Annotated in this window: 12 protein-coding genes; 11 read left to right on the forward strand and 1 reads right to left on the reverse strand. The window is 36.8% G+C overall.

The window, feature by feature from the left end; genetic code table 11:
- The first annotated feature begins 124 nt into the window (after positions 1–124).
- The 4 genes from Q1A01_RS13725 to Q1A01_RS13740 all read left to right on the forward strand — a co-directional run bounded on the left by Q1A01_RS13725 (position 125) and on the right by Q1A01_RS13740 (position 4,427).
- Positions 125–1,675 (forward strand): glycoside hydrolase family 32 protein, encoded by a 1,551-nt coding sequence (locus tag Q1A01_RS13725; RefSeq protein ID WP_299681810.1) that lies wholly within the window; start codon positions 125–127, stop codon positions 1,673–1,675.
- Positions 1,666–2,073: an NUDIX domain-containing protein gene (locus Q1A01_RS13730; protein ID WP_299681812.1), complete on the forward strand. Its 408-nt coding sequence runs from the start codon at positions 1,666–1,668 to the stop codon at positions 2,071–2,073. The genes Q1A01_RS13725 and Q1A01_RS13730 overlap by 10 nt, the downstream gene beginning before the upstream one ends.
- A 103-nt stretch (positions 2,074–2,176) precedes the next feature.
- Positions 2,177–3,541, forward strand: a complete 1,365-nt coding sequence (locus Q1A01_RS13735; RefSeq protein WP_299681815.1) for a sugar porter family MFS transporter — start codon at positions 2,177–2,179, stop codon at positions 3,539–3,541.
- The gene (locus Q1A01_RS13740; protein WP_299681818.1) at positions 3,534–4,427 is read left to right on the forward strand and encodes a carbohydrate kinase; all 894 of its coding nucleotides are present in this window, start codon (positions 3,534–3,536) and stop codon (positions 4,425–4,427) included. The genes Q1A01_RS13735 and Q1A01_RS13740 overlap by 8 nt, the downstream gene beginning before the upstream one ends.
- A gap of 516 nt (positions 4,428–4,943) precedes the next feature.
- Here the strand turns inward: Q1A01_RS13740 and Q1A01_RS13745 are convergent.
- A complete protein-coding gene (locus tag Q1A01_RS13745; protein WP_299681821.1) occupies positions 4,944–5,696 on the reverse strand; it encodes a M23 family metallopeptidase in 753 nt (250 codons plus the stop codon).
- A gap of 413 nt (positions 5,697–6,109) precedes the next feature.
- On the opposite strand from Q1A01_RS13745, the gene Q1A01_RS13750 reads away from it, so the two are divergent.
- From Q1A01_RS13750 to Q1A01_RS13780, 7 genes are all read left to right on the forward strand, one after another.
- On the forward strand, positions 6,110–6,676 hold the full coding sequence (locus tag Q1A01_RS13750) for a TetR/AcrR family transcriptional regulator (protein WP_299681824.1): 567 nt from the start codon (positions 6,110–6,112) through the stop codon (positions 6,674–6,676).
- A gap of 4 nt (positions 6,677–6,680) precedes the next feature.
- Positions 6,681–7,091, forward strand: a complete 411-nt coding sequence (locus tag Q1A01_RS13755) for a nuclear transport factor 2 family protein (protein WP_299681827.1) — start codon at positions 6,681–6,683, stop codon at positions 7,089–7,091.
- A gap of 32 nt (positions 7,092–7,123) precedes the next feature.
- Positions 7,124–8,113 (forward strand): type I glyceraldehyde-3-phosphate dehydrogenase, encoded by a 990-nt coding sequence (gene gap, locus Q1A01_RS13760; protein WP_299681830.1) that lies wholly within the window; start codon positions 7,124–7,126, stop codon positions 8,111–8,113.
- A gap of 278 nt (positions 8,114–8,391) precedes the next feature.
- Positions 8,392–9,681, forward strand: coding sequence for an amino acid permease (locus tag Q1A01_RS13765; RefSeq protein WP_299681833.1), 1,290 nt, complete (start codon positions 8,392–8,394; stop codon positions 9,679–9,681).
- Positions 9,682–9,691: 10 nt separating this feature from the next.
- Positions 9,692–10,780 (forward strand): aromatic ring-hydroxylating dioxygenase subunit alpha, encoded by a 1,089-nt coding sequence (locus tag Q1A01_RS13770; RefSeq protein WP_299681836.1) that lies wholly within the window; start codon positions 9,692–9,694, stop codon positions 10,778–10,780.
- 76 nt (positions 10,781–10,856) lie between these two features.
- On the forward strand, positions 10,857–11,867 hold the full coding sequence (locus Q1A01_RS13775) for a hypothetical protein (RefSeq protein ID WP_299681839.1): 1,011 nt from the start codon (positions 10,857–10,859) through the stop codon (positions 11,865–11,867).
- Between the two features lie 164 nt (positions 11,868–12,031).
- Positions 12,032–13,006: an alpha/beta hydrolase gene (locus tag Q1A01_RS13780; protein ID WP_299681842.1), complete on the forward strand. Its 975-nt coding sequence runs from the start codon at positions 12,032–12,034 to the stop codon at positions 13,004–13,006.
- Position 13,007: the final 1 nt, after the last annotated feature.

A 13,007-nucleotide genomic window follows, 5' to 3' on the forward strand; every position in this document is an offset into this window, starting at 1 on the left:
ACGAAAACGTTGTATTCTTAATAACTAATTTTGTTATTCTATGTAAACTTTACAATAATCCCATTTCTACACGTGTTATTTTAAAATTTAAATGGTATTAGTATATTTAAGCAAACTAAAAACCATGCGAATTCTTCCTTTTTTGTTTCTTTTTTTAGTCTTGACAGGTTGTAAAAAAGAAGCCCCTTCAGATATAAAAGAAGAACCTACAGAAAAAAATGACGTGGTACGCTTTCGCGAAAGCTATAGACCGCAATACCACTTTACACCTCCAGAAAAATGGATGAATGATCCTAACGGATTGCTATTTTACAACGACACCTATCATTTATTTTACCAATATTATCCCGAAGATATTGTTTGGGGACCGATGCATTGGGGACATGCCACTAGTACAGATTTAGTTTCTTGGAAGCACCAACCTATTGCGTTATATCCGGACGAATTAGGCTATATATTTTCTGGAAGTGCTGTCATGGATCTTGAGAACACCTCTGGGTTAGGCACCAAAGAAAATCCGCCAATGGTGGCTATTTTCACACATCATGACCCCAAAGGAGAAAAAGAAGGACGCAATGATTTTCAATATCAAAGTATCGCATATAGCTTAGACGAGGGTACCACATGGACCAAATACGACGGCAATCCTGTGATTGGTAATCCAACGAGTATTCGTGATTTTAGAGATCCCAAAGTCATGTGGCATGAAGCCTCTCAAAAATGGATTCTCACACTTGTTGCTGGCGATCACGCAAAATTTTATAGTAGCCCTGATTTAAAATCATGGACGTATCTCAGTGATTTCGGAAAAGACAAAGGCGCTCATGGAGGCGTTTGGGAGTGTCCTGATTTATTTCCTCTTACCGTTGCAGGAAGTGATGAAACAAAATGGGCCTTACTCATAAGCATGAATCCTGGTGCTCCCAATGGTGGATCAGGTACACAATATTTTATAGGTGATTTTGATGGTACATCTTTTACTACCACTCAAAAAGATATCAAATGGCTAGATTATGGCGCCGATAATTATGCAGGTGTTACTTACAACGGTTTACCAGACAATGACCGCACCTTCATAGGATGGATGAGCAACTGGAACTATGCACAAAAAACCCCTACTGAAAATTGGAGGAGTGCTATGACGCTTTCGCGAAAGCTTACCCTACATAAAAACGACACCTACTATCTAAAGAGTTACCCAGTACCAGCAATAGAAGAATACACCTACAGTTCGCATACCTACGACAGTATTACAAATAACTATTCTCTTACTTCTGAAAATTTTAATGAAATGCGCATTGATTTTGAAATTGAAGGCGCCTTGAAAGATTTTGAATTAAAGTTTTCAAACGTAGCTAATGATCAATTATTTTTAGGATATCATAAAGAAGATCATTCTTTTTATGTAGACCGTAGAAGATCTGGAAAAACTAATTTTGAACCAAAATTTGCTGAAAAAGTACATATAGCACCTGCAATGACTAACGGAGAAAACAAGACTTCATTTAGCCTTTTTCTAGATACTTCTTCTCTTGAATTTTTTGTAGATCAAGGAGCGACGGTGATGACAGAGCAGCTATTTCCAACACAGCCATATACGGTGATGACATTTACGAGTAAGGAGCATAAAATGACACAAGCAAGCGTCTCTAAAATGAAACGTATATGGGAGTAACAACTGCTCTTATTGATAAAATAGCGCTCATAGAAACAAAAGACCGCTCCATCTTAAGTACACGCTCTAAAGGAAAGGAGAAATACTATATTCCTGGTGGCAAAAGAGAAGGTCAGGAAACTGATACTGAAACACTGATTAGAGAAATTAAAGAGGAACTTTCTGTTTCTATTGATCCCGTATCTATTAGCTATTTTGGTACATTTACCGCACCTTCTGATGGAGCGCCTCAAGGAGTTCAAGTACAAATGACATGTTATACAGCCACATATACTGGAACACTTACTGCAAATAGCGAAATAGAAGAAATTGTATGGCTTACGTATCAAGATATTAAAAAAGTATCTGCCGTAGATAAACTAATTTTTAATTTCCTAAAAGACCGTGGTGAATTATAATTGTGTACCCTATATCATTGCATTCGCTGTATCTTGTACATTAAATTACAATGTTGAGCTTACATTATACATATCTAACCCATCATATTAAAACTACACACTCATGAAAGAAATTACAAAATGGAGTATCACCGTTGCCCTCGCCGGATTCTTATTTGGATTTGACACGGTCGTCATCAGTGGTGCCAATCAGCCTACTCAAGAGTTATGGAATCTATCTCCGCTATTTCATGGGACATTTATTATGAGTATGGCGCTATGGGGAACTGTATTAGGGTCTTTATTTGGTGGAGTTCCAACAAAAAAGCTAGGTCGCAAAAAGACTTTATTTTGGATTGGTATTTTATTTTTCGTTTCAGCAATAGGAAGTGCGATTGCACCAGATCCGTATTCCTTTTCCTTCTTCCGTTTTATAGGAGGTATAGGTGTCGGTATATCATCGGTAGCAGCCCCTATTTATATTTCAGAAATTACCACAAGCTCTAATAGAGGAAAGCTTGGAGGTTTATATCAATTTTGGTTAGTATTTGGTATTATGATTGCTTTTATCTCTAATTGGCTACTCAAAGGTTTTGATGGCGCTAATGACTGGCGATGGATGTTAGGAGTAGAAGCCATTCCTGCTTTATTATATACGCTTATGGTATTAAAAGTACCGAATAGTCCTAGATGGCTAGCTTTACAGAAAAAAGATGATCAAGGTGCACTAGAAGTGCTAAATAAAATATACACTCCTGAAGAAGCTAGCACACAACTTCAAGAAATAAAAACAGATCTTAGACAAACCAAACGCAGTGAAAAACTCTTTCAGAAAAAATATAATCGTGTATTGTGGTTAGGCTTTTTAATTGCCTTTTTCAATCAACTCTCAGGAATCAATTTTGTATTGTATTATGCTCCTCAAATATTAGAACAAGCAGGACTTGGTGGTAAAGAATCATTATTTAATTCCATCGCCATTGGGATTGTCAACTTAGTATTTACGATTATAGGCGTGCGGTTATTAGATAAATTAGGACGTAGACAACTCATCATTATAGGATCGATAGGCTATATATTTAGTTTGATCATGGTAGGTGTTTGCTTTCAAATGGATTTAAGCCCGACACTACTGCTTACTTTTATTTGCCTTTTTGTAGCATCCCACGCCATAGGACAAGGTGCCGTAATTTGGGTATTTATTTCTGAAATTTTCCCGAATCGTGTGCGTGCGTATGGGCAATCGTGGGGTGTTAGTACACATTGGGTATTTGCGGCTATTATTACCCAAATCACCCCTATATTTATAAGTGACAAATTAGTAGATGGTGTTCCAGAAGGAATTTTTGCGAATCAATTAGAAATTATCTATTATTTCTTTGCAGCAATGATGGTATTACAATTGTTATGGGCTATTTTTAAAATGCCAGAAACCAAAGGTGTTTCCTTGGAAGCGCTTGAGAAAAAATTAATTCCTGAAGATGAGTAAAACACCGCATATTGTTTGTTATGGCGAGATCCTTTGGGATGTATTTCCTGATGGCAAAAAATTAGGGGGTGCGCCTCTCAATGTAGCCTTACGATTACATTCGTTTGGTGCTAACGCGAGTATTATTAGTGCGCTTGGAAAAGACGCACTTGGAAAAACTACCTTAGAAACGTTAAAAGAGAAAGACTTTTCGACCACACACATTCAGCAATCGAAACGTCCTACAGGAAAAGTAGGGGTAACACTAGATAACTCGGGAAGTGCTCGTTATGATATACAGAAGGATGCCGCTTGGGATCATATAACGGCAACTCCAGAAGCTATCAAAGAAGTCAAAAAAGCCGATGCGTTTGTTTTTGGAAGTTTAGCCTTGCGCGACACCTATAATCAAGCGCAATTTGAGGCGTTAGTGACCGAAGCAACCTATACCGTATTTGACCTCAACCTAAGAGATCCGCATTATGATTTGGATATAGTTTTATCTCTGATGGAAATTGCCAATTGCATCAAACTCAATGATGAGGAGTTAGAGCTCATAGTTACCTTACTCGATCTTGAGAAAGAGAGCTTAGAAGAAGAGTTGAAAGCGGTTGCCAAAGCTACTAATACCGATACGATTTGTGTTACGCTAGGTCCTGATGGTGCGATGTTGTATCATAACAAAACGATCTATACTCAGGTAGGTTTCCCTACCAAGGTAGTTGATACTGTAGGTGCTGGTGATTCGTTCCTAGCTGCCCTTATCTTCGGATTAGTTTCTAAACAAACTCCCGAAGATTCCCTCGAAGTCGCAGCCGCTATCGGAAGTCTCGTTGCTGGAAAAGCAGGCGCTAATCCCATAGTAACTAATGATGAGATTGATGATTTGCTGGAAGGTGATTATTAGTCGGTGGTTTCGATACAGTTTTCGCTTGTAGCGAAAACCACTCAACCACCTTGCATTACGTGTAAAATGTTGACTACAACCTATATTTCTTTTCGCTTTCGCGAAAAGACACACCCCTTACTCCCCTCTTACTAGAGGGGAAACTGTTATAAAATACACCAAAAGTCATCTCGACCCTTCGACAAGCTCAGGATAAACTATAGGAGAGATCACACATCTGGCTCACTGTTATGTGATTTATCGTCGCTCATACTTTGCTCTTTCGAAATGACTGGTATTGTTATTTCAATCGTACTTCGACACGTGTCACGCTGAGCTTGTCGAATTGAGGGCTAGGGAGTTGTATTCCTTTTCGCGAAAGCGTAAAAAGAAAAATAGAGTACTATTCTAAAATAGAGCAATACTCTATTTTAAAACAAACCATCTTTTAAACGAAAAGCAGTTTCTTCTCCCTTGGGGGAGAAGGTTAGAGCCTGTGCTGAACTCGTTTTTAGCAATGAGGGGAAATAAAGGAATTCAATGCTTCCGTTTATAACGTTTCCCACGTTTCAACACCTGTCCTTCATAGTCTTCAAAATAGATAGGTACGGCAATATCTCCAGGCTCGCGAACTACAAAATGCAAATGGGGTCCTCCGCTATAGCCTGTATTTCCAGAATAGCCTATATGTTGCCCTTTAATGACGTGATCTCCTTTTTTGACAAGTGTACCTTTATGCATTAAGTGGGCATAGGATGCTAAGGTCCCATCCGAGTGAACAATAACAATTTTATTGGATTTGTGGGTAAGTTCTTTGCGCTTTCCTCCTTCTGTAAAACGATCTACCGCAAAAACGACAATGCCTTCTCTAGCGGCATATACTTTATCTCCTGTTCGCATCCCAAAATCAATGGCATATCGAGAGGCAATATTTTTATGGGAAGATTTCCCAAAAAAGGTTTGCTCTATTTCTATTTTTCTTCCTTTTTGATAGGGTAAGGTGTACAAATATGTACTATCGTGTTTTGCATTTCTACAATCACCATAATGGGCTTCGACGGTATAAATTTTTCGCTCTTTTCGCGCTTGTTTTAAGTTTTCAAAATCATCTATATGTACTTTAATAAATCCGCGGACACTATCATTGGGTTGTACGGTGACTAATTCTTTATAGACGACTTTAGGAAACAGCGTATCTACTTGTTTGCTCACCACATCTATAGGAATGATAGCAACACTCTTGACTTGAAAGAAAATAGAATCATTTTCTTGAATATATTCTAATTTCACTTCATTATTTTGTGCGTAGCCATATGTACAAAAAAACAAAAGTAAAAGTAGTGTGAGAATTTTAGTGATGTAGATATTCATATACAAAGTCATTGTTTCTCATATCATTGCAACAATTAAAATGCCATAATTTAATATGATGTAAGGGGTTTTATTTCTTTCACTAAAATTACGACATCATAGGCAAAGATCATTTTTTGCACTTCTTTAGAAAAGGTATGTGATTTTAAAGAATCATACTCGCTTTCGTACTCGTCAAGCTCAGTATAAATTTCACTTTCGTGAAAGCGTATACATCTAACCTCATTTCTTAGCTAATTTATTAATTCATAATACACTGTATAGATAACTTTCACTATGTAAGGAATTCTTATTTTTAAGACTATTATACCGAACGTTAGTTAATTAGTATTATGAGACCTCAAAAAATTGATGATATCGCACTATTAGGGAGACTTATTGATGTATTCAGATCTAAAGGATATGAAGGCTCAAGTCTCAATGATCTTGCAGCATCGGCAGGACTAAAAAAAGCAAGCCTGTACCACAGATTTCCAGGAGGAAAAGAAGAGATTGTCACTACTGTGCTTGAATATACAACGACATGGGGTAAAACACATGTAGAAGACACGCTAGCAAATCAAGCGATTCCAGCCCGACAACGCTTAGAAAAAGTAATAGACCATATAGATGTCTTATACGCACAAGGAACAAAGACTTGTATTTTACGAGCACTGTCTATGGATACAGGCATTACTTCTCTGGATAGCCTTATTCAAGTGACGATGAATAATTGGATTCAAGCCTTTAAAACCTTTGCGCAAGAAATAGGGTTTTCATCAGAAATAGCGCATCAAAAAGCGTTACAAACATTAATTAATATTCAAGGTTCTTTAATCATTACAAAAGGCCTTAACGACACGACTATTTTTAAAAATACATTAGAAACAATTCAAAATTTATATTACCCAACCATATAATAGCATGGAACAGAAACATCCTTTACCCCCATTTACATTAGAAACTGCAAAACAAAAAATACAATTTGCAGAAGATGCATGGAATAGCCAAAATCCAGAAAAAGTGGCAATGGCATACTCAATAGATAGCGAATGGCGCAATAGATCTCAATTTATAAACGGACGTGAAGAAATACGTCAATTCCTCACAGGAAAATGGGATCAGGAACTCGACTATAAACTTAAAAAAGAATACTGGGCGCACGGTGATAATCGTATTGCTGTTCGTTTTGAATATGAATACCATACTCCAGAAGGACAATGGTATAGAGCATATGGAAATGAAAACTGGGAGTTTGATGAAAATGGATTCATGAAAAAACGATATGCTAGTATTAATGATGAAGCCATTAAAGAAGAAGACCGAAAATTATAAATCCAACTCAACCCAATTAAAATCATAAACAAATGAAAAGAATAGCAATCAACGGAATGGGACGTATAGGACGTGCTGCTCTCAAAGTAATCTTAGACACTCCAGAACTCGAGGTAGTTGCTGTAAATGATCTTGTACCAGTAGATAACATTGCATACTTACTTAAATATGATTCTGTATACGGTATTTATGAAAAAGAAGTTACTCATGATGAGAATCACCTAATTATAGATGGCAAGAAAATCAACTATTATTCAAATCGTAATCCAGAAGAACTTCCTTGGAAAGAAGATAATATCGAGATTGTGATAGAAAGCACAGGTTTTTTCACCAATAGCGAAGATGCTGCAAAACACATTACGGCAGGTGCAAAAACAGTTGTTATTTCGGCGCCTACTAAAAGTGAAGATACGCCTACAGTTGTACACGGTGTAAATTCTGAAGAGGGAAAAACTTCTATCTTCTCCTGTGCGAGTTGTACTACCAATAACATAAGTCCTGTAGTAGAAGTACTAGGAAGACGTATTGGAATAAAGAAAGCTATTATGACTACTGTACACGCCTATACGGCTTCGCAAAACATGGTAGACTCTGTTTCTCAAAAGAACTACCGTATGGGACGTGCAGGTGCGGCAAATATTGTCCCTACCTCAACGGGTGCAGCTATTGCAACCACCAAAGCATTACCGCAATACAAAGGAAAATTTGATGGAGTAGCTTTACGAGTTCCAATTCCTGTTGGCTCTATTTCTGATATGACATTTGTCACAGAAAAACCAGTAACAGTAGAAGAAGTAAATGCAATACTCGAGGAAGAAGCACAAACGGCACGTTATACAAATGTATTAGCCACTACACATGAGCCTATTGTTTCTTCAGATATTGTAAAGAGCCCATATGCATCTACGGTAGATTTAAGTATGACACGTGTGGTAGATGGTGACTTATTAAAAGTGATGACGTGGTATGATAATGAGTGGGGATTCACAAATCAAATGATACGTCAGATTTTAGAATTATAATATGATGTTTCTGTATATGCTTTCGTGAACCTGCCTGCCGGCAGGCAGGAGCGTATAAAGAGATTTTAAAACCATAAGACAAAGAGACTGTCTAAAAGATATAGTTTTCGTCAAACTGAACGTGTTTCAGTTTCTCCATAGCGTAACAACTAAGTGCGATGAGATGTTGAAATAAATTCAGCATGACGTTTACCCTATCTTTTAGACAGTCTTTTTCTATTGTAACCAACTTTAATAGTTTATACGTACATTACAGAACAGTAGAAAATTAAACGATATTGCGTACAAATAAAATCGGGTTTTGGTCTAGCACCTCTCTTGTGGTAGGAAACATGATTGGATCTGGTGTGTTCTTATTACCAGCTTCATTAGCAGCTTATGGTGCTATTAGCATTATCGGATGGATTTGTGCTTCTATAGGAGCTATTCTATTGGCGTTAATTTTTGGGTATTTAGGCAAACTAGCTCCCGATACCACAGGAGGTCCTTATGCATATACGCGATTAGGATTAGGTAGATTTCCAGCTTATTTAGTTGCTTGGGGCTATTGGATTTCGATCTGGTGCACAAATGCAGCCATTGCAGTAGCGCTGGTTGGATATCTCGAAGTATTCTTTCCCATTCTCGGTCATAATCAACTACTCTCAGTGTTCACAGGATTAGGGTTTATTTGGTTATTTACATGGGTGAATTCTAAACCTATAAAAACAGTTGCCTTTGTACAATTAATCACCACCATTCTTAAAGTAGTTCCTATTATGCTCATAGGTTTTATTGGGATTGCTTATATAAAAATGGATCATTTTACGCCATTTAATCTTAGTGGAACTTCTAGTCTTTCTGCAATTACAGCTACGACTACACTTACGCTTTTTGCTTTTTTAGGAATGGAAACTGCAACAATTCCTAGTTCCTCTATTAAAAATGCAGCAAGTACTATAAAAAAAGCAACTGTTTTTGGCACCTTCATTACCATCATCGTATACATTCTTAGCTCTATAGCTATTATGGGAATTGTTCCGCCAGATGTACTTGTTACTTCCAATGCCCCATTTGCAGATGCGGCGGCTCTATTTTGGGGAGAATCTGCTAAGTATATTGTAGCTGCTGGTGCTGTTATAGCGACATTAGGAGCATTAAATGGGTGGATTTTAATACAAGGGCAAATTCCAATGGCTGCGGCTCAGGATCAGCTTTTTCCTAAAATATTTGGTAAAACAAATCATCATACATCACCTATTACGGGTATTATTATCTCAAGTATTCTAGCATCCCTATTAATGGGGTTAAATTATACAAAAAGTCTTGTAGATGCTTTTACATTTATGATGAAGCTTTCCACATTATCTGTATTAACACCTTATGTATTATCGGCTATAAGTTTATTGATATTGATCTATAGAAAAGAAAAGAAAATCCCACTAAGCAAGACGATCTTATCAGGCGTAAGTATGCTATTTTGTATCTGGGTGATTATAGGTTGTGGCGCCGAAACTGTACTGTGGGGATTTGCCTTATTAGTCCTTGGAATTCCGTTTTATCTATATCTAACCAAAAAAAGTTCTTAAATTTAGGGATATGGAACCATTCTACATTCATCCAGATATTACACAAGCCGAAACCTTACCTGCCTCTTTTTATCGTAGTCAAGATGTTTTTGATGCGATAAAAGAACGCGTTTTTGAAACGACATGGCAATGGATTGGTGATGCAAACTCCTGCATTCCATTAACAGAAAGTGTATTTCCCTTTGTCTTGTTAGACAACTATCTCACAGAGCCTATGATGGTGGTAAGAGATAAAGAAAATAAGATTACGTGTCTCAGTAATGTATGTACACATCGTGGAAATATTGTGGTGCATCATCCCGGAAAAATAAAGAATTTCACCTGTATGTATCACGGAAGGCGTTTTGATTTGCAAGGCACTTTTAAATCGATGCCTGAATTTGAAGACGCAAAAGATTTTCCAAGACCCTGTGACAGCTTGCATAAATTTGAATTACGGGAATGGGGTTCTCATTTATTTGTTGGACTCAACCCTGTATTTGATTTTTCTGAGGTGATCAATGTGATGAAAGAACGCGTTGGTTTTTTACCTCTTAACGAATTCAAACTGGACGCAAGGCTTAACAAAGATTATATCATTAATTGTCATTGGGCATTGTATTGTGATAATTATCTGGAAGGATTTCATATTCCGTTTGTACATGCAGATTTAAATGACACTTTGGATTATGGGCAGTATAAAACAGAGATTTATGAGCATGTAAACCTACAAATTGGATATTCCGATGGAGGTGATGAAGTTTTTGAATTCCCAGAAGGCCATCTCGATCAAGGAAAACATGTAGCCGCTTATTATTATTGGATATTCCCTAATATGATGTTTAACTTTTACCCTTGGGGATTATCCGTTAATATCGTAAAACCTTTTAGCCTCAATAAAACAAAAGTGTCCTTTATCACATATGTATATGACGAGACAAAACTACATACGGGTGCCGGTGCTTTACTAGACAAAGTAGAACGCGAGGATGAGTTTGTGGTAGAAGGCGTTCATAAAGGACTACAATCTAGGTTCTATAAAGCAGGAAGGTTCTCTCCTACACGTGAAAAAGGCGTTCACCATTTTCATAGTTTATTAGCAAAGTATCTTAACTCCTAAAAGCTTATTCTAGTGCTTATGTTGCTGTATACGCTTTCGCGAAAGCGTATAATAGAATAGTTTAAAATAAATGATTATGAAGTATCCAAAACATCTACAACCACCACATGATATTGATTTTGTACACGGAATTAATATTGCTTGGATGGACTTTGGAAAAGATATTGGCATTCATCCAATCACACAAGAAGAATACCATCCTGACTGGGATACACTAGATGAAATCATGGAACTCACAGTTGCCAATGGAGGGAATGTAATACGATGGTGGTATCATACCGACGGATCTACAAATCCAAAGTTTGATGACACTAAAAAAGCACTACCAAATCCTGATTTTTTTCATCAAGATGTGATGCAACTATTAGACATAGCAGCTTCTAAAGGCCTGAAAATCCAAATCTGCTTATGGTCATTTGATATGCTCAAAACAAAAGAAGGCGTAGATGCGCAGGCTAATAAAAAATTACTCACTGAAGTCGCTCATTATACCTCTTATATTGAAAATGCATTACTCCCGCTTGTGAATTATATAGGCGCACATCCTGGGCTTTTTGCATGGGAAATTTTTAATGAGCCTGAAGGTATGACCAATGAATATGCAAGCCATTGGGAAGGTTTTGCAGAACGTGTGACCATGGAGGATATACAACGTTTTATTAATAGAACTGCTGCTTATATACGTAACGCACAACCAGACGTTAAAATTACTAGCGGTGCATTAGGGTTTTTGTCTAGTGTAGATGATCCTAAGCATGGATTTCAAAACCGATATTCAGATCAGGCATTAGAAGATATTGGTGGAGAAATTACAGGCTACTTAGACTTTTATAATATTCATTATTATACATGGGCAAAAAAAGAAGGATCTCCTTTTCATACTCGTTATGATGCTAAAAAATTAGACAAAAGAGCCATTATTGCCGAATATTATCCCGACCCCATTTTTGAAATTCCTTCAGAAAATCTTGTCAATACATTAAAACATCATGGATGGCACGGCTCTATCGTTTGGTCATGGACCGATAAGTCATGGGAGCTTATAGAAAGTGTATTACGAGGAGGTTCAGATCTAGATATTACATAGCATTTTATAGTAAAATATTACATTTTTAGTATACGCTTTCGCAAAAGCGTATACAGTACAAATCCATCATTTTTAAAAAAATATAATTCTATAGTGTAAGGAGTGAAAAGTGTTTCGACTTATTTACCGAACGATCGGTAAAATATTAATTAAAAACAACATCAATGAAACCAATTATTAAAATTTCGCTCATTACCTTTTTAGCTATTATCACTTTCTTTACATTTTCTTCTTATACTGTAAAAGATACTAGCCATTCATTAACTGAAGATACAATCTCAAAGTATCCAATCATGTATCGCTCTTTAGAAGTAAATGGCGTAAACATAGCTTACAGAGAAGCTGGAAATCCGAAAGATCCAACGATTGTATTATTGCACGGTTTTCCTTCTTCATCACATCAATATCGTAAAATTTTAGATCAACTTTCTGATGAATACCATTTGATTGCTCCTGATTATCCAGGGTTTGGGAATAGTGATTTTCCTTCTCAAGATGTATATACCTATACATTTGATAATCTGGCTACCTCTATAGATGGTTTATTAGAAAAATTAGGTCTTAATTCCTATGCACTGATGATACAAGATTATGGAGCTCCTGTAGGATTTAGAATTGCAACAGCACATCCAGAACGAGTAACCGCCATCATTAATCAAAATGGAAATGCATATGAAGAAGGATTAGGTCCTGCTTGGGCAGGTATTCAAGCGTTATGGAAAAACAGAAATGCCGAAACCGAAAAGGCATTATTACCTGCTTTTTCTTTAGAAGGGTTAAAGTGGCAATATACACATGGCACACGTAATCCTGAAGCTGTAAATCCAGATACTTGGCATTTGGACTATTTACGTCTTTCAAGACCTAATGCTCATAAAGTAAACATTGATCTATTTGATGATTATCAGAATAACATAAAATTATACCCGAAATGGCAGCAATACTTAAGAGATAACCAGCCACCTATGTTAATTGTCTGGGGTAAGAATGATTTATTTTTTCCAGAAATTGGTGCTGAAGCTTTTAAAAGGGATGTCAAAAACATAGATTATAATATCTATGATACGGGGCACTTTGTATTAGAAGAAGAAGGAGATGCTATTATTGCTAAGATTCGCTCTTTTATGCAAACTATTTAGA

Source organism: uncultured Dokdonia sp. (assembly GCF_947492815.1).
Taxonomy (GTDB): domain Bacteria; phylum Bacteroidota; class Bacteroidia; order Flavobacteriales; family Flavobacteriaceae; genus Dokdonia.